We start from the raw sequence: 23,141 nt of genomic DNA, 5'->3' as shown, positions 1-23,141 counted from the left end.
GATCTGGCAGTAAGAATTACAAACCTTAAGCGCAGTGAGTCTTTTCTATCAAAGGATTTGAGATATCATTATCAATAATTAGCGGCTCAAAATAACCATATAGACACTTAGCTATGGAAGGCATGAGTGAACCATGAGTCGCACGTATTGATACATGTAAGGATTTTATCTTGCTGCGCCAATTAGCCCTCTTTTTCTGGGCTTTTATCCTCTCATTTCAAGCGTTTGCTTCAAGTGAAGCGAATGCGATCTTTTACCCTTTGCCAAATCAGGTTAAGGGGACTTTTATTGCGGCAAAAAAATTGTTCCCGGGTGAGCATGGTGGGCTTTGGATTCACGATGTCCACGGACGGGTGCTGTTTTATGATGGGCAAACCACTTTGCCAAAATCAGGCAGTTTTCTACGAGCGAAAGTAGAACAACTGGCATACCACAAAGGCTCATTCTGGACGTTTATCGAAAACGAGGTATATCAGACTTACCCTAACCAAGAACGTCGCTTGGTCTTTAGTCTCAATCCTGGTTCTCAAATTCGTAAGATTGGCTCATCTGGCAATTTTATCTGGGTTAGTGACGGCGCGCATTTCTATACCTACAATATTGAAACCAGTGAACTTAACTCCTTCTCTTTACTGCAACTCTATCAGCATAGTAACAACAGTTACGTCTATATTAATGACGCCATTTTCGTCGAAACGAAGTGGGCGTTAGCGACGACATCAGGTGTATATCTATCAGAGGGGAGCAAGTTCAACCATGTTGTTTCGTCGGGTAAACACTACATAGAAAAAGTGTATTACTCACATACTCGTCGAGAGATTCTGGTCGGAACGCTAAAAGGCGCGCTGATTTTTAATATCTCCGAACCAGCTAAACCTGTCATTCGAATTGGTACATCTCACGTTCTTACATTTGCAGAAACCAACCAAGAGTATTGGGTCGGAACGGAGCAAGGGCTTTATTTGTATTCGTTCTTAAGCGGAGATGTAACTCAAGTCACCCCGGCAAGCTTCCTTGAGCTGGAATTAGCGACCACTAAGATCTACTCGTTATTGAACGACAACATGGGCGGTATGTGGATTGCTACCAACCAAGGTATTCGTTATTACTCATTATTTAGTAAAAAATTCGAGCGAACAACGTTCAGTAGTTACGATCAATTGACACTTTCTGGGCGAATCCGCCAAACGTTGACGGGACCTGATGGTGCGCTTTGGTTTGCTGATGATCATAAGCTTTATCGCTCAGGACCCAAGGCAATTAGTGAGGTTTTAGATTTATCTTCTCAGATTAATGAGTTCGCTTTTCAAGGTGATAAGTTATGGATAGCGACAGCAAATGGCCTTGAGATATTCGATCTTGAGAACTTAACCCCAATGACCTTCCCGTATTTGCAAGTCATTGCAGGACGAGCCATTGAGCATATTGTGGCTGACGGGGCGAGCCGATTGTGGGTATCAAGTGGTTATCAACTGTTTAATATCGACGCTGAAAAGCAAGAAATGCGTAACTTTGGCAGTGACTGGTTAGTGAGTCAGTATCTACCTGCCAAAATTACTCGTTTGTATGACAAAGAAGAGTTGCTGCTGATTGGTACCGATCACGGTGTCTATGAGTATGATGGAGAGCGGATTCGTTTTAACCGTTTCTCTGAAAAGTACGGAGAGTCGCTTGATATCATTACTGCTAATGATGGCTCCCAGTGGTTTGCATCTGCTTACGGTGTTTTTCGAACCATCCCGGGTCGTAACGAAAAGCAGGTGATGGAAATGAGTGTTTCAAACTCTCGGCCCACTTGTTTACTGAGTGATTCTGAAGGGGTTTGGCTCGCTTCATCGGTAGGGTTAAGCTATTACCATCTCTCCGGTCAGTTGATGAAGCACTATTCCTCTTCTTCAGGTTTAATTAATAATGAATTTCTTCCAGGCGTTTGTAATCTGATTCGACGTTCAGAGGATAGTGACCGCCAACTTATCTTTGGATCTCAATACGGTTTAGTGAAAGCTGATTCATCAAAACTGCTAGTGTCTAATACGCCAGAGTCCAAACTTATTGTTAGCCAAGTCATGTTGGAAAATGATGTTGTTCAAGTAGGAAGCTCTGACTTAGAAGATATGAAGTTGCCTTATGGGTCTTCATTGAGTTTCTTGTTTGGTGTGATGCCAAAACCAGATAACCAAAACCTCTACTATCGCTTGAATGAGAGTGAACAATGGCAATCTCTGGAAGGTGGACAGTTAACACTAGAGCACTTAAATTCCGGAGATTATCACCTTCAAGTAAGTAATGACTCACAGCTCGCCTCTGGTTTGATTGGACTTGAATCTAAGTTTACGGTACTCAAGCCTTGGTATTTGTCAAAGTTGGCAATATCTGGATTTACGTTAATTACGATCGCAACGTTAGCACTCCTGATGTACTGGCGTTCGCGATTTGTATTGCAAGCGAACCGTGATCTAGCGGCGCAGGTGACATTAAAAACCAATCAGTTACGTCATCAAAGTCGAGTTCTATTGACGAGCAATCAACAGCTTAGAAAGCAAATTCAAGTGAGAAACTTGCTGGTGGACCATGTCGCACAATCAATTAAATCTAGTGTGGATTCGATTGCCCATAAGCTTCCACTGGATTTAGATTCAGTAACTCAAGATCACCTTTCTAAAACCTATTGGCAATTGAACGAGCTTAAGAGCTCACCAGAAGATACCAGCAATGGTAGTCAAAACTATAACTTAAGCCAGATTACCCAGTCCGTCGTTGATGTGTGGCGAGAGGACTTCACTAAAGCTGGCATTAGTGTTGAGTTAGAAGATGACAACAAAGCGAGCCGTATTTCACTCGAAAGCTTTAATCTTGATGTCATTTTTAACAGCATCTTCGCCAATATTATTAAACGCTCTTTTAGAGGGCAGTCGGTTAAGTTGGTATTGGAGGAGGGGAATGACATTGTCTCGTTAAGTTTTATCGATCATGGTACCCAGTTACCGAGTAAGGCTTCGACGATGCGACCATCAAACAGCAGCAATGTTGATTTAAGTATGGATAATTTGCCTCAATTGGTGGCGGTCAGCGGTGGTCATTTATCTATGTTTGCGTCGGATGCTCAAAATAAAATTGAAATCACGTGGCCATGTGCTCAAGAACCGAGTCATGTCGAAGAGGTCTTGCCGGAGTTTGCAGAAGTAGAGAAACCACAGCAAGATACATCGCCGGAACAAGAATGGTTGATGAAAGTGTATCAACTTGTCGCAGAACATTATCACGACCCAGAATTTGGTACAGCGTCTGCAGCGAAGATGCTCTATATGTCAGAAAGAAGCCTACAACGACGATTTAAATCTGCTTCTTCACGAACATTGAAAGACTACTTAACGGAAGTTAGGTTGGAAACCGCATGTGAACAATTGCTCGCTGGTGAGAAGATCAGTGAAGTTGCCTTTAACTGCGGCTTTAATGACCCGTCGTACTTTAGCCAGAAGTTTAAGCTACATTTCGGGCTGCCACCTTCTAAGTTCGCAATGACTCAAGAGAGCCAAACAAGCCTCTAGCTCTTAATTCGACATTACCGAGCCCAGCCTTAGCGTTGGGCTTTTTTACGTCTGTAAGGTAAACGGTATCGTAAAGAGCTCAATATAGATTCTGGACACAAGGGAATGACATTTAGTCTGGCGTGATGCGTGATGCGTGATGCGTGATGCGTGATAAAGGGCTCGAGCTATATAACGCAGAGTACGTGCAGCACAATGGCGATATAGTGTTGTGATAGATAATGAGAATAACAGGGATTTGTTCGAGTAAAACGTTTAAGAATTATTGGGACTTAATTGAGAAGCGAATGAAGAAAGAGAAGAAAAAAAATATCGTGGTATAGCCGGGGGGACTATACCACGGGTGTCAATGACACCTTCGCTTGCTGCCGGAGTGACATGTTGCCATGCCACCTCTGGAATTCTTTTGAGAGGCTGTTGTCTCTCGATGGGTTAACTATACGAGACCTTACTTATTTTTCTTATAAAAATAACGACAGCTTTATGTGAGAAAAGCGACAAGTTGCCTTTTTCTATTTAAGGTGCTGAATTTATTGATTTTTTAATTTTTCGAAACTGCAAATGTTACGCTTGTGTTAATTTGCATTTGTCTGAAAATATTCAATTTTGACGAAAATGACGTGAAATTAATTAACGGAGTTGACGTTAGATTTCGCCAAAAGCATTAATGAAATCTTTGATTTCACACAATGAATGAGAGGGTATAGAAGAGTAACATTAGCGCCCTATACTATTAATAATAATATTTATCATTTGCACTACTCTTAAGGGCCACTATGAAGCTATCAGAAATCAAACCTGGCGAAACAGTGACAATTCGGTTGTTAGAAGGACTTACGTCGGACGTCAGAAAAAAGCTAATGGTAATGGGACTACTTCCTAATACTGAGGTTAAAGTTATTCGACGTGCACCAATGGGAGACCCACTGCAAGTTGAAGTTCGTGGTGTTTCTGTTGCATTACGAGAAACTATTGCGCAAAACATCGAAGTGGAGCGAGCATAATGCAATACCAAATTCTTACTGTTGGTAACCCAAACAGCGGTAAAACCACACTTTTTAATGGCCTGACTGGTGCAAAACAACAAGTTGGTAACTGGGCTGGTGTAACGGTTGAAAAGAAAACCGGTCAGTTCAAACATGCTGGTGATGAATTTCTTCTGACGGACCTTCCGGGTATCTACTCTCTCGACAGTGGCAATGACAGTAATAGTATCGACGAATCTATCGCGTCGCGTGCGGTTTTGACGCACCCTGCTGATCTGATTATCAACGTAGTAGACGCAACGAGTCTTGAGCGCAGCTTATACATGACGCTACAACTGCGTGAACTTGGTCGTCCTATGATTGTTGTATTAAACAAAATGGACGCACTGAAGCGTGAACGCCAAGTCATCAATGTTGCAGAACTAGAAAAAACCTTGGGTTGTCCAGTCGTTAGCCTATCAGCGACAAATAAAGCACAAGTTGCAGAATTTAAAGAGAAGTTGCACAAGTCAGTGGTTCAAGGTGTTGCACTAAAAGACATCGCTTTGAATTACGGCGAACAAATGGAAGCGGCGATCAACAACGTTTCGGCTCTTTTCAATGATCAAACCGTTTCTAACCGTGCTCTAGCAATTCGTGCACTGGAAAAAGATGCACTGGTTCTTAACAGCATGTCGGATGCTGATCGCAATAGCGTTGAAAACACAATTGCAGAACTTGAGCTTGATGTTGACTTACATGTTGCAGATACAAAATACACACACCTTCATGAAGAGTGTAAGAAAGTACGTCGCAGTGAGGGCAAGCTAAGTCGCAGTGTGACTGAAAAGCTAGACCAATTTATCTTGAACAAGTGGGTGGGCATTCCATTCTTCTTCATTGTTATGTACCTAATGTTCATGTTCTCTATCAACATTGGTAGTGCGTTCATCGACTTCTTTGATATCGGTGTCGGTGCTCTGTTGGTTGATGGTGGACACCACTTGTTAGACGGTCATTTGCCTGTGTGGTTAGTGACGGTGCTTGCTGATGGTATTGGTGGTGGTATCCAAACGGTTGCAACCTTTATTCCAGTTATCGCGTGTTTGTACTTGTTCTTAGCGGTACTAGAAAGCTCAGGCTACATGGCTCGTGCCGCATTCGTACTAGATAAAGTGATGCAGAAGATTGGTTTACCAGGCAAAGCATTCGTACCGCTTGTTCTTGGTTTTGGCTGTAACGTACCGTCAATCATGGCAACCCGTACTCTAGACCAAGAACGTGAGCGTAAACTAGCTGCATCTATGGCGCCATTTATGTCATGTGGTGCTCGTCTACCAGTATACGCACTCTTCGCTGCGGCATTCTTCCCAGGTTCTGGTCAGAACATTGTATTCGCACTTTACCTACTTGGTATTGTGGCAGCGATCTTCACGGGGCTTTTCCTTAAGCACACGCTTTACCCAGGTAGCAGTGACAGCCTAGTAATGGAAATGCCTGACTATGAGCTTCCAACGTTACAAAACGTGGTGATCAAAACTTGGCAAAAGCTAAAGCGCTTCGTTCTTGGTGCAGGTAAAACCATCGTTATCGTTGTTGCTATTCTGAGTTTCTTCAACTCATTGGGTACTGATGGCAGCTTTGGTAACGAAGACAGCGAAAACTCTGTGCTTTCTAAAGCAGCGCAAGTTGTGACTCCAGTATTCGCGCCAATCGGTGTTCAAGAAGACAACTGGCCGGCGACGGTAGGTATCATTACCGGTATCTTCGCAAAAGAGGCGGTAGTTGGTACGCTTAACAGCCTATACACAACACCAAGCGATGGTGAAGACGCAGAATTTGACCTAATGGGCAGCCTAGAAGAGGCAGTAATGAGTATCCCTGAAAACCTAGCCGGTTTGAGCTACTCAGATCCACTAGGCATTGAAGTGGGTGACTTAACTGACTCAAATGCAGTTGCAGAAGAACAAGAAGTCGATGCTTCTATCTTCGGTAACATCAAATCGCAGTTTGCTTCTGGCAATGCCGCATTTGCTTACCTAATCTTTATCCTACTGTACACACCTTGTGTGGCGGCGATGGGTGCTTACGTACGTGAGTTTGGTCATAAGTTCGCACGCTTTATCGCGGTTTGGACAATGGGCTTGGCTTACCTATGTGCGACGTTCTACAACCAATTGACGCATTTCGCAGATAGCCCAGTGACAAGTGGTATTTGGATGGCTGTGATCGTTGCTATCTTCTTTGGTACCTACCGCGTGTTCAAACAAGTTGGTAAGAAACAAAACGGTGCATTAGAGGCGCAAGTAGCATGATTTTAAAAGAGCTTTATCAATACATTGCAGACAAAGGAACCGTCTCCCAGTCAGATCTGGCTAAACAGTTTGGGATGAGTGAAGATGGCGCCGACGCGATGTTAAACGTGTGGATTAAGAAGGGCAAAATTAGCCGCCTAGTCGACACTAATAAAGCTCATGACGTGACTCGTGTTCGCTACTCAGTGACTAAACAAGATGGTTTGTCTTTGACAGTCACCATGTAGCGATTGTCAAAATTAGTCACCTAAAAAGTTATTACGTAAAAACGACAAAGCCGCATCAGCAATGATGCGGCTTTTCTTTTGCTGGTTATTGTTTGTGAATACAGCGAAATTAATGCTCTTCAGAGTGTTTAGTCGCGCCTAACCCTAGGAACTTCAAACCAAGACTTAAAACTAAAATCGAAATAGGTAATGTTAAGATCGTCCAATCTAAGCTGTCGAAGTTAATCAGCACGAGCTCTAAGAACTTCACAAACAAGATCACGATGATGACTTCAGCCAAAATGTTTTTTAGGTGACCGATGTTTGGGGTTCTGATCCAATGCAAAACCGACGGTTCTTGTGTTTTCGCTTTAGCTTTGTTGGAAATAAACAGTGTGTAGATGCCGTGAGCAAAGATGAACAAAACTAGTGCGACAAGAAACGTATCCAGTGATTTGATCAAATATGCGATCGCGATGTCTGCTTTATCTAAATGTGCGAGTGCTTCTGGAGGTGTTTGATTAAGAATGAAGACCGCAAATGCCGAATAGGTTTTTGCTGCGCCCATAAGAAAAAGCAAGAATGAAGCAGCCATAGAACAGATGATGGCGATCCAACTGACGTATCGGAATGTGTTGAAGACTTGTTTCATGATGACCCTCTCTAACTGAGTTGGCAGTCTAAACAAGTTTTATTTTAGTGATAATCCTAGAAAAATGAGAAAGATTGTTACAAATGCGTATTAATCTTTCTCTGTCTGTTTCAGCCGTATTCAAAGGCGAATTATTTTCGCTGGCAGCGGCTATGCTTTTTGGAAAATAGAGCTCAGTGATAGCACGTTTTTAATACGGCCAAGCAATTCGTTTTGCTCTTCTTCTGTACGGAATTCACCTTTGGTGTTGCCCCAAACTGGTCCCGGCCATGCTACGTCACCTTTGAAGCGAGCAATATGGTGAATGTGTAGCTGAGGCACCATGTTACCTAGTGCGCCTAGGTTTAACTTGTCTGGACGGAATGTTGCTTCTAGTGCTTGGCTTACTGCCTGAGACTCTAGCAAAAACTGTTGCTGTTCTTTCATTGGCAAGTGGTGAAGCTCTTTTAGGTTTGCACGTTTTGGTACCAAGATAACCCATGGCACGGCATTGTCTTTATGCAGAAGCGCCACACACAGTGGGAAGTGACCGATAACGGTAGTGTCTTTTGCCAATTGAGGGTGCAGTTCAAAACTCATTATATTATCCGATTTGAATTGAATGACATCAGTATACGCCAGATAAAACAAAAGGTTGACGCTTTCACGCCAACCTTTCTAAATCGTCTCGATTCTCGAATCGTTTACATACGCTCTAGAGTATCAATACCTAGTAGAGACAGACCTTGCTTGATGGTCTTCGCTGTTAGGGCTGCCAGTTTCAGACGGCTTTGTTTCACTGCTTCGTCTTCAGCAACTAGGATAGGGCACGCTTCGTAGAAGCTAGAGAACTGACCTGCTAGTTCGAATAGGTAGCTACACATGATGTGTGGTTGACCTTCGCGAGCAACAGATTGAACCGCTTCTTCGAACTGCATAAGTTTTGCGATAAGCGCTTTTTCTTTCTCGTCAGTGATCTTAATTTCACCTTGTAGATCATTCATAGAAACGCCAGCTTTAGCGAATACAGATGCTACGCGAGTGTAAGCGTATTGCATGTACGGTGCAGTGTTACCTTCGAACGCTAGCATGTTGTCCCAATCGAACACGTAGTCCGTAGTACGGTGCTTAGAAAGGTCTGCGTATTTAACCGCTGCCATTGCAACTGTGTTCGCGATCGCTTTCTTCTCGTCTTCTGCTAGTTCTGGGTTCTTAGATTCGATCAGCTGTGCTGCACGAACTTCTGCTTCATCAAGAAGATCAGCAAGACGAACCGTACCACCTGCACGAGTCTTGAATGGCTTACCATCTTTACCTAGCATCATACCAAACGCGTGGTGCTCAAGAGATACTGACTCTGGCACGTAACCCGCTTTACGAACGATAGTCCAAGCTTGCATTAGGTGTTGGTGCTGACGAGAGTCGATGAAGTAAAGTACGCGGTCTGCGCCTAGTTCTTCGTAACGGTATTTCGCACATGCGATGTCCGTCGTTGTGTATAGGAAGCCGCCGTCGCGTTTCTGAACGATAACGCCCATCGCTTCGCCGTCTTTGTTCTTGAATTCTTCAAGGAACACAACTTGCGCGCCGTCATCTTCAACCGCAAGACCTTGTGCTTTAAGGTCTGCTACGATCTTAGGTAGCATGTCGTTGTACATGCTCTCGCCCATTACGTCATCACGAGATAGAGATACGTTTAGACGATCGTAGTTACGCTGGTTTTGGATCATGGTTACGTCAACCAGCTTCTTCCACATTTCTGCGCAGAACTCGTCGCCGCTTTGCAGTTTCACAACGTAGTTACGTGCTTTCACTGCGAATTCTTCGTCTTCGTCGTATAGTTTCTTAGACTCACGGTAGAAGCCTTCAAGGTCAGCCAGCTCCATAGAAACTTCGCCAGACTCTTGTTGTACACGCTCAAGGTTTGCGATAAGCATACCGAACTGAGTACCCCAGTCACCGATGTGGTTCGCACGGATCACTTTGTGACCTAGGAACTCAAGAGTACGTACTACTGCATCACCGATGATGGTTGAACGTAGGTGACCAACGTGCATTTCTTTAGCAACGTTTGGTGCAGAGTAGTCAGCAACGATAGTTTGAGCTTCGTCTGCCGCAACGCCAAGACGTGAGTCAGCCAATGCTGCTTCCGCTTGTTTTGCTAGGAACTCTTCGCTTAGGAAAATGTTGATGAAACCAGGACCTGCGATTTCTGTCTTGCTCGCAATACCGTCTAGGTCTAGAACATCCAGTACTTTCTGTGCAAATTCTCGTGGGTTAGTACCCAGTTTTTTAGCAACGCCCATTACGCCGTTTGCTTGGTAGTCACCAAATTGTGGCTTTGCTGATTGGCGTACTGCCGCAGGACTGCCTGCAGGTGCGCCAGCGGCTTCTAGAGCCTGAGATACTTTGTCATTAATAAGTGCTTGGATATTCACACGCGTTTCCTTCAATTCAAGGACGAAGAACTCGGCGAAGTAAGTGCCGAGTTCTGTTGGAGTTCACAAAAATGGGGCTAATGATAACAACTTTATTGCTTTTCATACAGAGAGGAATTGGGGAAATTTATACTTTTTCGATTGAATGGAAATGTGGCTTGGTTTGCGTTTACTATTGCGCTCAGAGTAATGAGATAAATCGCCCCATAAGAGAGCCACAATGACGACTCAACTAGTTGAAAAACGCCTAGCGCCTGAATTGATGATCCAAGATCTGGATGCATTTATGGCGAAGATTGAAGAGCTTGCATCCCTGTTAAAACTGGATCTGAGCTTTGCTCAAGCTGACCATATTGCGCTGCGTATTAATGATACTGAAACAGCGAAAGCCGCGCATGAAGCATGGAATCAATACGGTAAGGTGATTTCACAAGCGAAAATTAACGGTCGCCCAATTATTGTTATCGAATTCGACAAAGCGTTGGAAAGCCGTGGTTGGAAGATTGAGTGTCTTGAGCTGCCATACCCTGCGGAAGGCAAAATCTACCCAAGCGAAAGTTGGGAGCATGTGGAGTTCGTGATTCCATCTCACGCCGATACCGCAGATGAGTTTCTTGCTGATTTGAAACACACTTACCCAGCGTTTGGCGCGCGTTTTGAGGAGTTAGAAGAGCTAGGTGTGAAGATCAAACTGTCGAGTCCTAAAGGGGAAGGCGAACGCTTGAACAACCCAACCGTGGCGTTTAAGTATCAAGGCATTTGCATCAAGCTGCACCCGCATTCACTCAAGCGTATTGTGGAGTCTGAGCAGGCTGATTAAGTGAGCTCTGAGCAACTATAAAGAAGAAAGGGTTGCCAAATGAGCAACCCTTTCTTTTTTCAAATGCGATGAACTTAAAGAATAACCGTCTTATTGCCGTAAACAAAAACGTGGTCATTGATCACTTTATTCAAAGCCTTGCTCAATACGTTCTTTTCTACATCACGACCCGCTTGCGCCATATCTTGTGCGCTGAACGTGTGATCCACTGGAATAACGTCCTGCTTGATGATTGGACCTTCATCCAAGTCATTTGTCACGAAGTGCGCCGTAGCACCGATGATCTTCACACCGCGGTCGTAAGCCTGCTGATATGGCTTTGCACCGATGAAAGCGGGTAAGAAACTGTGGTGGATGTTGATGATCTTATGACGGTATTTCTCTACGAAAGTCGGAGTGAGAACACGCATGTATTTCGCAAGAACTAGATAATCGGCATCATATTGATCAATCACTTCAAGCATCTTCTGCTCGTGCTCTTCACGGCTAAGATCTTCGTGAGTAACGTGATGGTAAGGAATATCAAAACGCTCCGTGAGTGTTTGCAGTTTGTCGTAGTTACCAACTACCGCAGCAATTTCAACATCTAAGCTGCCATCGTAAGTCTTCATCAGAATATCACCCAGACAGTGCGCTTCTTTGGTTACTAGAATGACGATGCGTTTGCGGCGAGAGCTAATAAGTTTACGTTTTGCACCTTGTGGCAGTGCTTGGTCTAAATCGGCGAGTAGCGTTTGATCGTTGAAGTATCCCTCCAACTCGGTTCTCATGAAAAAGTGCCCACTGGTGTTATCAACAAACTCGTTATTATGAACGATATTCAGCTGATGCTTATAACAGATATTGGTGATTTTTGAGATCAAACCCGGTGCGTCAGAACAATGGGTTAACAGTGTTTTCTTTTCCATAAATCAGATACTTCCATGCATTATTTTTCTAGCGTACGAATAAAAGGGTCACGTCAGAAGCGTGAATCGTACTGCAATCTGACTTCATAAATAATCTATTCTCGGCGCGGTTTCAACAAATTATCCGCGTGATGCTAAAACCTAGTGCTTTTGTTGGCTGATGTTTACGCTCAACTCCTGATATACTCTCGACAATTTTTCCAACCAGATGTCAGGCATGATCGCAAAAACATTCTCCTCTGAGGGCGCGTTAGGCAAAGCCATTCCGGGCTTTCAAGCTCGCCAGCCACAAATCGATATGGCAGAAGCTGTCAGCAGTGCGATCAAAGACCAAACTCAGATGGTGGTTGAAGCAGGAACGGGAACGGGTAAGACCTTCGCTTACCTTGTGCCTGCGCTCTTGAGCGGCAAAAAAGTCATCATTAGTACGGGGTCGAAGAACCTGCAAGAGCAGTTGTATCATCGTGACCTGCCGTTGATGATCAGTGCTTTGGGCTTTTATGGACAAGTCGCGCTACTAAAAGGTCGCTCCAACTACCTTTGTTTGGATCGTCTAAGCCGACAAATGGTCGAGAGTCATACTAATCAAGCCGATCCAACATTGTTAACTCAATTGGTTAAAGTCCGCACTTGGTCGTCAGAAACCAAAACGGGCGATTTAGGGGACTGTGATGACCTGCCAGAAGACAGCATGATTATCCCGACCATTACTTCAACCAACGACAACTGTTTGGGTAAAGAGTGCCCGAGCTACACCGATTGTTTCGTCTTAAAAGCACGCAAACGCGCAATGGATTCAGACATTGTTGTCGTTAACCACCACTTGTTCCTTGCAGACCTTGCGATCAAAGAAACCGGCTTTGGTGAATTGATCCCTGAAGCTGATGTGTTCATCTTCGACGAAGCCCACCAGCTTCCAGATATTGCCAGCGAATACTTCGGACAATCGATTTCTAGCCGTCAGATCCAAGAGCTCGCCAAAGACATTGAGATTGCCTACCGCACAGAAGCAAAAGACATGCGCCAACTGCAAAAAGTGGGCGATAAGCTGATGCAAAGTGCGATGGATATGCGCATCGTGTTGGGTGAACCGGGCTTTCGTGGTAACTGGCGTGAAGCTTTGCAATCGGAATCGATCAAACGTGAATTGGTACGTTTAACCGACAGCTTAGATCTGGCGATTGATGTGTTGAAACTGGCATTAGGTCGAAGCCAATTGCTGGATACTGCCTTTGAGCGTGCCAACCTGATCAAAGGACGAATTGATCGCGTCTGTGATGTCGATATTACCGGTTACTCATACTGGTACGACACATCTCCCCGTCACTTTGCTTTGCACATTACGCCGCTATCGGTGGCGGATAAATTCCATGAGCAAATAGAAATCAAACAAGGTGCGTGGATTTTTACCTCAGCAACCCTAGCGGTATCGGGTGACTTTAAACACTTTACCGACCGTCTTGGATTGAAGCCGAAGCAGCAGTTTTCGTTGCCATCTCCGTTCGATTACGAGAAGCAAGCACGTTTGTGTGTGCCTCGTTATTTACCAGAACCAAACAGCCCTGGCTTAGCCGACAAACTGGTGCGAATGCTTGCGCCTGTGATTGAAGAGAACGACGGGCGTTGTTTCTTTCTGTGTACTTCGCACAGCATGATGCGTGAGCTTGGTGAACGCTTCCGTGAAGTATTGGATCTGCCTGTGCTAATGCAAGGTGAGATGAGCAAACAAAAGACCCTTGCCGAGTTTATGGAACTGGGTAATGCGCTGCTGGTGGCAACTGGTGCATTCTGGGAAGGGATCGATGTTAGAGGTGATGCGTTGAGCTGTGTTATCATCGATAAATTACCGTTTACTGCCCCTGATGATCCGCTACTCAAAGCCCGAATCGAAGATTGTCGATTACGTGGTGGTGAGCCGTTTGCAGAAGTGCAAATCCCAGATGCGGTTATCACGTTGAAGCAGGGCGTAGGACGTTTGATTCGAGACCAAAAAGACCATGGTGCCTTAATCATTTGCGACAACCGTTTGGTAACGCGTGATTATGGTGGCATCTTCCTCGGTAGTTTACCGCCAATCCCAAGAACACGGGATTTGGAACGAATCAAAACATTCCTAAAAACAGAACAACCTGCCGCAGACTAATGCGCTGTGGCATCAATAAATTAAAGAAGAATTGTAGAGAGTTACATGAGCGCAAAAATTCTTGCTATCGATACGGCAACTGAGAACTGTTCAGTTGCGCTACTGGTTAATGACCGAGTGATTTCACGCAGTGAAGTGGCTCCTCGTGACCACACTAAGAAAGTACTTCCTATGGTAGACGAAGTACTAAAAGAAGCGGGTCTGGCTCTACAAGATCTAGACGCATTGGCGTTTGGTCGTGGTCCGGGCAGCTTTACTGGCGTTCGTATCGGTATTGGTATCGCACAAGGTTTGGCGTTTGGTGCTGAATTACCAATGATCGGCGTTTCAACACTGGCTGCGATGGCACAAGCAAGCTACCGCCTACACGGTGCTACAAATGCCGCTGTTGCGATTGATGCGCGCATGGGTGAAGTTTACTGGGCACGTTACACTCGCCAAGAAAACGGTGAGTGGACAGGCGTGGATGCAGAATGCGTTATTCCACCAGCGCGTCTAGCGGAAGAAGCACAAGCAGACGACAAAACGTGGACTAAAGCGGGTACCGGTTGGGATGCTTACCAAGAAGATCTTGGCAAACTGCCATTCAACGTCACCAGTGGCGATGTTCTTTACCCTGATTCGCAAGACATTGTGATTCTTGCTGAGCAGGAACTTAAGAAAGGCAACACAGTCCCAGTAGAAGAATCGAGCCCGGTTTATCTGCGTGATAATGTGACGTGGAAGAAACTGCCGGGTCGCGAATAATCGGACTTTCAATGACATGACAAAGTGCAGGGCGTTTGCCCTGTATTTTTATGGAGCGTTATGGCGTCTATCAATGGTTTACCTCCTGCGTTAATACCGGGTGTAAATCGCACCAATAAAGTCGGTAAAAAAGGGCAGGTAAAGAAAGCTCAAGATAAGCAGCCCGTTGGTCAACCTTCTAAGGTGGCGAACGCTGTCGCGCATTCCATTAAGCAAGTGGATGAGTCTCAGATTCATCGCGCTCAAGTGCAATATGATTTGCCCGAGGGTCATGCTCGCAAAGCAATGGAACAGTATATGGACGTCATGAATCGAGCGAAGAAAGAGGAACTTGCTCAGTTACTTGGTGTCGATATCTATGTGTAAAACAACGAATTTATAGTGGGGGTTTATGAAACTTTCTGGACGTATTTTTCTGGTTATTATCGCAGCATTCGGGCTTTCTGCCTGTAGCTCTCTTCCTGAAGAGCTGAATGCAAGCACCGAGCAGGTTTTGACGGATTACAAAGCCTTTGCTGAAGACCAAGGACAGGCTGCTAATGATGTCCGTCTTGGTGGTGTTATCGCGAAAGTAGATAACTTGAAAGACCAAACGCGCCTGGAGATCGTAAATCTGCCAATCAGCAAATCAGGCAAGCCGGACATCGATCAAGAACCAACGGGTCGCTTCGCGGTTTATTTTGATGGTTACTTAGAGCCAGTTGCTTTCAGTAAAGGTCGAATCATTACCGTGGTGGGTAAAGGTGCGGGCGAAGAAGAAGGCAAAATTGGCGAGCACCAATACATCTTCCCTGTCATCAAAGGCGATGGCTACCGTTTATGGAAGATTGAAGAGCGAGTACGTATGTACGACACGCCAACCTATTACTACCCTTGTTACTCCATAAACTGCCGTATGATGCGTTCGGATTTCCCGCAAGACGGTAAGGTGATCAAGAAGGTTAAATAATCTGTGATGAATGAGCGCCGTTTCGAACTCCCAAATGGGAGCATGGCAGCCTTAGAGATCGGAAATGAAAAAACGACTGCTTGTTCAGTCGTTTTTCTTCATGGGTGGATGGATAACGCAGGCAGCTTCAAAACCTTGATGCAAGCTATCCATCACTGCAACCCTGATCTTCATTTACTAGCAATTGACCTATTTGGTCATGGCTTATCCAGTCATAAATCCTCAGACAATTACTACCCCTTCCACGACTACATTGCTGATTTACACCAATTATTGGATGAATTATCGCCAAACAGACTGGTGTTAGTAGGTCATTCACTAGGCGCTTTAATCGCAAGTTGCTATAGTGCTGCCTTTCCTGAACAGGTCGAAGCGTTAGTGCAAATTGAAGGAGCGGGTCCACTCGCAGAACAACCTTCCAATAGCGTAAAACGACTGCGTGATGGTGTCCTTAGCCGGCAACGTCAACGCAACAAACCGGAGCGAGCTATCGCTTCTTTCGATCTGGCGTTAAAGCTACGCATGCAAGCGAATCACCTGACCGCCGAGCAGTTGATGCCAATCGTAGAGCGCGGGACTGAATGTCGCGAGAACCAATGGTTTTGGCGACACGATGCCAAATTAAAGTGCGATTCTCTTTATCGCATGGCACAGGACCACGCGAACTCGATCACCAGCCAAATACGCTGTCCACACCTGATCATATTGGGTGACAAAGGATTTCAACATTTACAGTCTAACCAAGTCGATTGGGGCGAAAATCCACCGAACGTGGTTTCTGTCGCGGGTGGGCATCATTGCCATTTAGAGCAAATACTCGAGGTCGCAAAGCGAATTCTTGGTGTAGTTAACAAAATTTAAACAAGTGTTTGAGAGTTACGTGCTCAAGCACGTTTGCTGTGCTGTAATAGTGCTCAAAATAAAAAGGACGCTATTTTTTAGCCAGTTATAAACGAGGAGTAACATCGTGGATAAACCATGGCTTTCACGTTATCCAAGTGACGTACCTGAAACCATTAATCCAGAGCAATATGAGTCTTTGGTAGAAATGTTCGAGCAGTCTGTTCAAAAATACGCAGACCAGCCGGCATTCATGAACATGGGCTCGGTCATGACCTTCCGCAAATTGGAAGAGCGTAGCCGCGCATTCGCCGCATACCTACAAAACGAACTTAAGCTGAAGAAGGGCGACCGCGTTGCTCTTATGATGCCAAACCTGCTTCAATACCCTGTCGCGCTATTTGGTATTTTGCGTGCAGGCTGTATCGCTGTGAACGTGAACCCACTTTACACTCCTCGTGAGCTTGAGCACCAGCTAAACGATGCTGGCGCAACAGCGATCGTTATCGTTTCTAATTTCGCGAACACACTAGAGCAAATCGTAGAAAACACGCCAGTGAAACACGTGGTTCTGACCAGCCTTGGTCAAATGTTGCCACGTGCGAAAGGTACGCTTGTCGACTTCGTGGTTAAGTACGTGAAGGGCATGGTGCCTAAGTACGATCTACCGGGTGCAATCTCAATGCGTAAAGCGCTGCACAAAGGTCGTCGTCTTCAGTACGTGAAACCATTTATGTCTGGCGATGATATCGCATTCCTACAGTACACTGGTGGTACAACGGGCGTAGCGAAAGGCGCAATCCTGACGCACCGCAACATGATCGCTAACGTAATGCAGGCGAAAGGTGCTTATGGTCCTGTATTGTCTCCGGGTCGCGAGCTTGTTGTTACGGCGCTGCCGCTTTACCACGTATTCGCGCTGACGGTGAACTGTCTACTGTTCGTTGAGATGGGTGGTAACAACCTGCTTATCACTAACCCGCGTGATATTCCGGGCTTTGTGAAAGAGCTGCAAAAATACCAGTTCACTGCGATTACTGGCGTAAACACGCTGTTTAATGCACTAGTGAACAACGAAGACTTCCATGAGCTAGATTTCAGAAACCTTCGCCTAGCAGTAGGTGGTGGTATGGCAGTGCAACGTGCCGTCGCTGAGAAATGGCAAAAGACCACAGGCTGTTACCTACTAGAAGGTTACGGTCTAACAGAATGTTCTCCATTGGTGGCGGCTTACCCGCACGACCTAGTGGAATACAACGGTTCTATCGGTCTGCCTGTGCCATCAACTGAAGTACGTATTGTTGATGAAGAAGGTAACGCACTAGCAAATACTGAGACTGGTGAGCTTCAAGTTCGCGGTCCTCAAGTGATGCAAGGTTACTGGCAGCGTCCAGAAGCGACTAAAGAAGTGATCAACGAAGACGGTTGGCTATCGACGGGTGACATCGTTAAGTTTGATGATGAAGGTTTCCTACACATTGTTGATCGTAAGAAAGACATGATTCTTGTGTCTGGCTTTAACGTTTACCCGAACGAAATCGAAGACGTGGTTGCTCTACACGGTAAAGTGTTAGAAGTCGCAGCAATCGGTCAGCCTCACGAAGTGTCTGGTGAGTTGGTGAAGATCTACGTTGTAAAACGCGATCCGAGCCTAACCAAAGACGAAGTGATTGCACACTGTCGCCAACACCTAACTGGCTACAAAGTGCCGAAGTTGGTTGAGTTCCGTGAAGATCTACCTAAGACCAACGTAGGTAAGATCCTTCGTCGCGTACTGCGTGAAGAGAACGATGCAGAGCTAGCGAAGAAGAGCGCATAAGCGGATTTCTTTGTGCAACAATCATTTATTGCCAAATAGTGTTAGAATGCCAGCGTTTTGCTGGCATTTTTTTATAGCGAGAAGCATGTGAACTATCAGATCATTACGAAAAACAAAGACCTAGAAGAAGTCTGCGCTCTAGCAAGAGAAGCCGACGTAGTTATGCTGGATACCGAATTCGTGCGAATCAGGACTTACTATCCGCAACTAGGTTTGATTCAGCTTTTCGATGGCAAACAACTTTCCCTTATCGACCCGACCGAACTGACTGACATGACGTCGTTCGTCGAGTTGCTAAAAGACACCTCAGTGCTAAAAGTACTGCACGCGTGTGGTGAAGATTTAGAAGTCTTCCAAAATGCCTTTGGCTGCACACCATTCCCAATGGTGGATACTCAGTTGATGGCAGCATTTTTGGGTCACGGTCTGTCGACGGGCTTTGCTACGCTGGTGGAAGAATACCTAGGCGTGGAGCTAGACAAGAGCGAATCTCGCACTGATTGGATGGCGCGCCCACTTACTCAAAAGCAGCTTGATTACGCCGCGGCCGACGTACACTATCTAATGCCTCTTTACGAGAAGCTATTAGATAAAGTGAACGAAGCAGGCTGGTGGGAAGCGGTTCAGCAAGAGAGTGACCTGCTTGTATCAAAGCGTATTCGTAACTTAAATGAAGAAACCGTCTACCTAGATATCAAAGGTGCATGGCAACTAAGACCGGCTGAACTAGCGATTCTTAAGCCTTTGGCGACTTGGCGCTACCGCGAAGCGATTAAGCGTGACCTAGCACTGAACTTTATCTTCAAAGAAGGTGATTTGCTGACAGTGGCTCGCCTTGGTTTGACTGGCTTTAAGAAGATGGAAGCGGAAGGCATCGACATTCGTGCGATTAACCGCCACGGCGCACGAATTGCGGCTATCGTGAAAAGTGCAAAGCAAACACCTGCCGATGATTACCCAGCTAAAATCGAGCGTTTGATGGATTACCCAGGCTACAAGCAAATCTTCAAGAACATGAAAGATGTGGTGAAGGTAGCATCGCAAAAATCAGGCTTGGCGACCGAGTTCTTGGCGTCTAAAAAGCAGATCAACCAAATCATCAGTTGGGTATGGAAGAAAGACCGGGACCCAGCGCGTCTACCGGATGTGATGCAAGGCTGGCGTCTTGAATTACTCGGCGAGAAGATGAATAAGGTGCTGAAGTAAGTACCAAATAAAAAAGGTTGGCACTATCGCCAACCTTTTTTGTAACACGCATTTGTAATTGGCTTTGAAGCCAAAACCTATTTTCAACAACCCGAGCACGCTAGTCGTAGATTCTGAATCACGCTCGTGCCTCGCTGTTCAGAATGACGAAGGGGTCTTGAGTCATTCCAGCGAAGCTGGGTGAAAGCCAAAAGCTTAAGTGAGACTAGGAATCTACTGACAGCCCGCTTTAAAGCCAAAACCTTCTTTCACCAAGCCGAGTACTCTGGTAATAGATTCTGAATCGCGCTCGTACCTCGCTGTCCAGAATGACGAAGAGGAAGACTCTCAAGCAAAGTCGAAAAGTAATTACTTCTCGTCTTCTGGCAACTTCACGTTTAGCTCAAGAACCGAAATATCATCGTCCTTGTGCTCAAACGTCAAATCCACCATGTTTGGATCAATCGCAACGTATTTGCTGATCACCTTCAAGATGTCCTCTTTCAATTGAGGCAAGTAAGAAGGCGCAGGATCGTTCTGGCTACGACGCTCAGCAACGATGATCTGCAAACGCTCTTTGGCTAGATTCGCTGAAGTTTTCTTTTGCGGGCGGAAAAATTCTAATAGTGACATCTCTAGCCTCCGAATAGTCGTTTAAAGATTCCTTTCTTCTCCTCGGTAAGGAAACGAAATTCAACCTGGTTGCCCAGTAGGCGGTCTACCGTATCAGAGTAAGCCATGCCTGCGTCTGTGTTCTCGTCAAAGATCACTGGCACACCTTTGTTGGATGCGTTTAGAACGGCTTGGCTTTCTGGAATCACGCCCAGTAGAGAAATGTGTAGGATCTCTTCTACGTCTTCAACGCTCAGCATCTCACCTTGTGTTACGCGAGATGGGTTGTAACGCGTCAGCAATAGGTGCTGCTTAACAGGCTCAAGACCTTGCTCAGCACGTAGAGACTTAGAATCCAAAATACCTAGGATGCGGTCAGAGTCACGTACCGAAGAGACTTCTGGGTTCGTCGTTACAATCGCTTCATCTGCGTAGTACAGTGCCATCAGAGCACCTTGCTCGATACCTGCTGGAGAGTCACAGATGATGAAGTCGAAGCCCATTTCATCCAACTCAGTGAACACACGTTGCACGCCATCTTTGGTTAGCGCGTCTTTATCACGTGTTTGAGAAGCTGGAAGAATGAATAGGTTATCTGTGCGCTTGTCTTTAATCATCGCTTGGTTAAGCGTTGCTTCACCGTTGATGACGTTAACAAAGTCATACACCACGCGGCGTTCACAGCCCATGATAAGATCGAGGTTACGCAAGCCGATATCAAAATCGATCACCGCAGTCTTTTTGCCCTTAAGAGCCAGACCAGAGGCGATGGCTGCGCTTGAAGTGGTTTTACCAACGCCACCTTTACCAGACGTTACTACAATAATGCGTGCCATTTTATTTCCTTTTTAGACTAAATCGTGAGTGTTTCTAGATGTAATGATTCTTCGGCTTTACTGATCATTACTTTCTTTTGCCAATACTCACTCTCAATTTGATCGCTCAACCAGTAATCTCCTGCAATGGAAACCAGTTCAGCTTGTAAATCGTGACAAATAATTCGTGCTTCTTGTTGACCACTCGCCCCTGCAATGGCGCGTCCGCGTAGAGTGCCATGAATGTGGATAGAGCCATCAGCAATCACTTCTGCACCAGCGCTTACGTGTGCTAGTACAACCAAGTCACCGTCTTTGGCGTAAATCTGCTGACCAGAACGCACAGGCGTACGAACGATTTTGGTCGGCGCCATTTTCGCTGGTGCTTGAGTTGGAGATTTGCTCGCAGACATGATGGCGAAGCCCGCTTCTGAGGCAAGGTTTTGAACGCGCTTATCTTTACAGCCAGTCACACCAACCGGAATAAACCCTGCATCGGCGATGCCTTGTTTAAGTGTGGTGAAATCAATGTCGCCTTCTACTTTTGCTATATTGATAACCAGAGGTGCGGATGCGAAGAAAGAGGGTGCTTGAGAAACCTTTTCTTGCAAAAATTCGACAGTCTTAGCGATCTCGTTGTCAGAAAGGTGTAAAACTGACAATGTAAAACTGCTACCTTTAAGGTCAGGTGAATGGGTCATCGTGGACTTCTTGCCTTTATTGAAAGAGCGTTGCCTTAAACTAGGTCTGTCATGTTATATTTCATCCTTTAGCGCAGCAAGTTCTCAAGCGGGCAAATAAGTGAATTAATCTCAAATTTGCTATCAAGTTTGCGAGAATTTTACGTTTTCAACAAAATCCGCACTCAAAGCGGGTAAATCAGCACAAAAGGCTCGTCATGCTTTGTTCTATTTATAAAAGCTCCAGAAAAGAAGGCACTTATCTCTATATTCCGAAAAAGGATGATTTCTCACAGGTTCCTGACACGTTAATGCAGATGTTCGGTAAGCCTATGCCGGTGATGACAATCAAGCTTGATGGTCGTACTTTGGCACAAGTTGATGTCGAGAAAGTGAAAACGTCACTAATCAATGATGGTTTCTTCCTACAGGTTCCGCCTCCGCCGGAAAACCTACTAGAAAAATACAAAGAACAAAAAGCCCAGCAGAAAGGCGAATAACGTCACCGCTTTTCATCTGGGAATTCTGCCTCGCTCAAGGAGGGCGATATGAAAAAGATACTGGCAGTAATGCTCAGCGTTGGTATGTGCACTTCAGCCTTTGCAAGCAGCGATGGCTTTGATGAATACCTAAATAAATTGCGTGCAGAAGCGCGTGATAAAGGCATTTCCGAACAGGTGATCAGTGCCGCTTTTGCTGATGTGGAATACAAACCACGAGCAGTCAAAGCCGACCGTAACCAACCTGAGAAGAAACTGACGTTAGATGAATACATTCCGCGCGCGGTACCTGAGTGGAAGGTAAAACAAGCGAAGCAACTGTACAAAGAACACTACGCTGAGCTAAAACGCATTGGTGATGAGTTTGGCGTGCAGCCGCGATTTATCGTTGCACTTTGGGGCGTGGAAAGTAACTTCGGTAAGTTCACTGGTAACTTCCGCGTGATCGACGCGTTGTCGACCATGGCGTTTGAGGGCCGCCGTGAAGAGTTCTTCCGTAAAGAAACCATGGCGGCACTACAAATCCTAGATGAAGGTCATATCGAGCTAGAGAACTTCAAAGGTTCTTGGGCTGGTGCAATGGGTCAATGTCAGTTTATGCCAAGCTCATTCCTACGCTTTGCCGCGGATGGTAACGGCGACGGCAAGAAGGATATCTGGCAATCAGAAGCTGACGTGTTTGCTTCTACTGCGAACTACCTAAGCAAATCTGGCTGGGATGATAAGTTCACTTGGGGTCGTCAGGTTAAAGTGCCACACGGCATTGACCACAACCTGCAAGGTCGCGAAGCGGAAAAAGGTAAGTATCTGCAAGAGTGGAGCAAGCTTGGCATCACCAAATACGATGGCAGCCCACTTCCTAAGCTCGACGAAGACATCGAAGCATGGTTGATCATGCCAGACGATGAGAACGGTCGTACTTACCTGGTGTACAACAACTACAATGTGTTGATGAAGTGGAACCGCTCTTACTACTTCGCACTGGCGGTAAGTCATTTAGCTGACCGCATCACATTCTAG

General features: G+C 45.5%; 21 protein-coding genes. 14 read left to right on the top strand and 7 right to left on the bottom strand.

Annotated elements, in window-relative coordinates:
* Window positions 1-170: 170 nt before the first annotated feature.
* The 4 genes from QMY49_RS10480 to QMY49_RS10465 all read left to right on the top strand — a co-directional run bounded on the left by QMY49_RS10480 (window position 171) and on the right by QMY49_RS10465 (window position 7,055).
* Window positions 171-3,548 carry an AraC family transcriptional regulator gene (locus QMY49_RS10480; protein WP_283311393.1) on the top strand — a complete coding sequence of 1,126 codons (3,378 nt, stop codon included), beginning with the start codon at window positions 171-173 and terminating at the stop codon, window positions 3,546-3,548.
* Window positions 3,549-4,324: 776 nt separating this feature from the next.
* A complete protein-coding gene (locus tag QMY49_RS10475) occupies window positions 4,325-4,552 on the top strand; it encodes a FeoA family protein (protein WP_005426705.1) in 228 nt (75 codons plus the stop codon).
* Entirely contained in the window at window positions 4,552-6,828 is a 2,277-nt protein-coding gene (gene feoB / locus QMY49_RS10470; protein WP_005446432.1) for a Fe(2+) transporter permease subunit FeoB, read from the top strand. Before QMY49_RS10475 ends, feoB begins: the two co-directional genes overlap by 1 nt.
* Window positions 6,825-7,055, top strand: coding sequence for a FeoC-like transcriptional regulator (locus QMY49_RS10465; protein ID WP_005382192.1), 231 nt, complete (start codon window positions 6,825-6,827; stop codon window positions 7,053-7,055). The genes feoB and QMY49_RS10465 overlap by 4 nt, the downstream gene beginning before the upstream one ends.
* Before the next feature lie 109 nt (window positions 7,056-7,164).
* Here QMY49_RS10465 and QMY49_RS10460 read toward each other — a convergent pair whose 3' ends face one another.
* The 3 genes from QMY49_RS10460 to argS all read right to left on the bottom strand — a co-directional run bounded on the left by QMY49_RS10460 (window position 7,165) and on the right by argS (window position 10,103).
* Window positions 7,165-7,686: a YqhA family protein gene (locus tag QMY49_RS10460; protein WP_005446434.1), complete on the bottom strand. Its 522-nt coding sequence runs from the start codon at window positions 7,684-7,686 to the stop codon at window positions 7,165-7,167.
* Between the two features lie 150 nt (window positions 7,687-7,836).
* Complete coding sequence (locus QMY49_RS10455) at window positions 7,837-8,265, bottom strand: HIT family protein (RefSeq protein ID WP_188015347.1); 429 nt, start codon at window positions 8,263-8,265, stop codon at window positions 7,837-7,839.
* A 104-nt stretch (window positions 8,266-8,369) separates the two neighbouring features.
* Complete coding sequence (gene argS, locus QMY49_RS10450; RefSeq protein WP_188015346.1) at window positions 8,370-10,103, bottom strand: arginine--tRNA ligase; 1,734 nt, start codon at window positions 10,101-10,103, stop codon at window positions 8,370-8,372.
* 220 nt (window positions 10,104-10,323) lie between these two features.
* Here argS and QMY49_RS10445 point away from each other — a divergent pair, with 220 nt between their 5' ends.
* Window positions 10,324-10,923 carry a VOC family protein gene (locus tag QMY49_RS10445; protein WP_283311385.1) on the top strand — a complete coding sequence of 200 codons (600 nt, stop codon included), beginning with the start codon at window positions 10,324-10,326 and terminating at the stop codon, window positions 10,921-10,923.
* Window positions 10,924-10,997: 74 nt separating this feature from the next.
* On the opposite strand, the gene purU is transcribed toward QMY49_RS10445, so the two are convergent.
* A complete protein-coding gene (purU, locus tag QMY49_RS10440; protein WP_005428723.1) occupies window positions 10,998-11,831 on the bottom strand; it encodes a formyltetrahydrofolate deformylase in 834 nt (277 codons plus the stop codon).
* 217 nt (window positions 11,832-12,048) lie between these two features.
* On the opposite strand from purU, the gene yoaA reads away from it, so the two are divergent.
* The 7 genes from yoaA (at window position 12,049) to rnd (ending at window position 19,535) form a co-directional block, all read left to right on the top strand.
* Complete coding sequence (gene yoaA, locus QMY49_RS10435; protein WP_283311381.1) at window positions 12,049-13,974, top strand: DNA repair helicase YoaA; 1,926 nt, start codon at window positions 12,049-12,051, stop codon at window positions 13,972-13,974.
* A 45-nt stretch (window positions 13,975-14,019) separates the two neighbouring features.
* A complete protein-coding gene (tsaB, locus tag QMY49_RS10430) occupies window positions 14,020-14,721 on the top strand; it encodes a tRNA (adenosine(37)-N6)-threonylcarbamoyltransferase complex dimerization subunit type 1 TsaB (protein ID WP_283311378.1) in 702 nt (233 codons plus the stop codon).
* Window positions 14,722-14,781: 60 nt separating this feature from the next.
* Entirely contained in the window at window positions 14,782-15,087 is a 306-nt protein-coding gene (locus QMY49_RS10425) for a chromosome partitioning protein ParA (protein WP_283311376.1), read from the top strand.
* Window positions 15,088-15,112: 25 nt separating this feature from the next.
* Entirely contained in the window at window positions 15,113-15,670 is a 558-nt protein-coding gene (locus QMY49_RS10420; protein ID WP_009698574.1) for a Slp family lipoprotein, read from the top strand.
* Between the two features lie 6 nt (window positions 15,671-15,676).
* Entirely contained in the window at window positions 15,677-16,531 is an 855-nt protein-coding gene (locus QMY49_RS10415; RefSeq protein WP_114321161.1) for an alpha/beta fold hydrolase, read from the top strand.
* A 106-nt stretch (window positions 16,532-16,637) separates the two neighbouring features.
* Window positions 16,638-18,329: a long-chain-fatty-acid--CoA ligase FadD gene (gene fadD, locus QMY49_RS10410; RefSeq protein ID WP_005446443.1), complete on the top strand. Its 1,692-nt coding sequence runs from the start codon at window positions 16,638-16,640 to the stop codon at window positions 18,327-18,329.
* Between the two features lie 87 nt (window positions 18,330-18,416).
* Entirely contained in the window at window positions 18,417-19,535 is a 1,119-nt protein-coding gene (rnd, locus tag QMY49_RS10405) for a ribonuclease D (RefSeq protein WP_005446447.1), read from the top strand.
* Between the two features lie 348 nt (window positions 19,536-19,883).
* Here rnd and minE read toward each other — a convergent pair whose 3' ends face one another.
* From minE to minC, 3 genes are read right to left on the bottom strand one after another with little or no spacing between them, the layout of a single operon-like run.
* The gene (gene minE / locus QMY49_RS10400; protein WP_005437690.1) at window positions 19,884-20,147 is read right to left on the bottom strand and encodes a cell division topological specificity factor MinE; all 264 of its coding nucleotides are present in this window, start codon (window positions 20,145-20,147) and stop codon (window positions 19,884-19,886) included.
* Between the two features lie 2 nt (window positions 20,148-20,149).
* Window positions 20,150-20,962, bottom strand: coding sequence for a septum site-determining protein MinD (minD, locus tag QMY49_RS10395; protein WP_005446449.1), 813 nt, complete (start codon window positions 20,960-20,962; stop codon window positions 20,150-20,152).
* 17 nt (window positions 20,963-20,979) lie between these two features.
* Window positions 20,980-21,642, bottom strand: coding sequence for a septum site-determining protein MinC (gene minC, locus QMY49_RS10390; RefSeq protein ID WP_005446451.1), 663 nt, complete (start codon window positions 21,640-21,642; stop codon window positions 20,980-20,982).
* Window positions 21,643-21,839: 197 nt separating this feature from the next.
* On the opposite strand from minC, the gene QMY49_RS10385 reads away from it, so the two are divergent.
* Complete coding sequence (locus tag QMY49_RS10385) at window positions 21,840-22,121, top strand: YcgL domain-containing protein (RefSeq protein WP_005430875.1); 282 nt, start codon at window positions 21,840-21,842, stop codon at window positions 22,119-22,121.
* 48 nt (window positions 22,122-22,169) lie between these two features.
* Window positions 22,170-23,141: a lytic murein transglycosylase gene (locus QMY49_RS10380; protein ID WP_283311363.1), complete on the top strand. Its 972-nt coding sequence runs from the start codon at window positions 22,170-22,172 to the stop codon at window positions 23,139-23,141.

This window comes from Vibrio harveyi (assembly GCF_030060435.1).
Taxonomy (GTDB): Bacteria; Pseudomonadota; Gammaproteobacteria; order Enterobacterales; family Vibrionaceae; genus Vibrio; species Vibrio harveyi.
This window is presented reverse-complemented; position numbering and strand designations above follow the sequence as displayed.

Bases quoted from the DNA above. Each gene is read 5' to 3' on its own strand.
- QMY49_RS10465 (WP_005382192.1), top strand. From the start codon at position 6,825: ATGATTTTAAAAGAGCTTTATCAATACATTGCAGACAAAGGAACCGTC.
- yoaA (WP_283311381.1), top strand. From the start codon at position 12,049: ATGATCGCAAAAACATTCTCCTCTGAGGGCGCGTTAGGCAAAGCCATT.
- QMY49_RS10415 (WP_114321161.1), top strand. From the start codon at position 15,677: ATGAATGAGCGCCGTTTCGAACTCCCAAATGGGAGCATGGCAGCCTTA.
- tsaB (WP_283311378.1), top strand. From the start codon at position 14,020: ATGAGCGCAAAAATTCTTGCTATCGATACGGCAACTGAGAACTGTTCA.
- QMY49_RS10420 (WP_009698574.1), top strand. From the start codon at position 15,113: ATGAAACTTTCTGGACGTATTTTTCTGGTTATTATCGCAGCATTCGGG.
- QMY49_RS10460 (WP_005446434.1), bottom strand. From the start codon at position 7,686: ATGAAACAAGTCTTCAACACATTCCGATACGTCAGTTGGATCGCCATC.
- minE (WP_005437690.1), bottom strand. From the start codon at position 20,147: ATGTCACTATTAGAATTTTTCCGCCCGCAAAAGAAAACTTCAGCGAAT.
- minD (WP_005446449.1), bottom strand. From the start codon at position 20,962: ATGGCACGCATTATTGTAGTAACGTCTGGTAAAGGTGGCGTTGGTAAA.
- purU (WP_005428723.1), bottom strand. From the start codon at position 11,831: ATGGAAAAGAAAACACTGTTAACCCATTGTTCTGACGCACCGGGTTTG.
- QMY49_RS10380 (WP_283311363.1), top strand. From the start codon at position 22,170: ATGAAAAAGATACTGGCAGTAATGCTCAGCGTTGGTATGTGCACTTCA.
- feoB (WP_005446432.1), top strand. From the start codon at position 4,552: ATGCAATACCAAATTCTTACTGTTGGTAACCCAAACAGCGGTAAAACC.
- QMY49_RS10475 (WP_005426705.1), top strand. From the start codon at position 4,325: ATGAAGCTATCAGAAATCAAACCTGGCGAAACAGTGACAATTCGGTTG.
- QMY49_RS10445 (WP_283311385.1), top strand. From the start codon at position 10,324: ATGACGACTCAACTAGTTGAAAAACGCCTAGCGCCTGAATTGATGATC.
- QMY49_RS10455 (WP_188015347.1), bottom strand. From the start codon at position 8,265: ATGAGTTTTGAACTGCACCCTCAATTGGCAAAAGACACTACCGTTATC.
- QMY49_RS10385 (WP_005430875.1), top strand. From the start codon at position 21,840: ATGCTTTGTTCTATTTATAAAAGCTCCAGAAAAGAAGGCACTTATCTC.
- QMY49_RS10425 (WP_283311376.1), top strand. From the start codon at position 14,782: ATGGCGTCTATCAATGGTTTACCTCCTGCGTTAATACCGGGTGTAAAT.
- minC (WP_005446451.1), bottom strand. From the start codon at position 21,642: ATGACCCATTCACCTGACCTTAAAGGTAGCAGTTTTACATTGTCAGTT.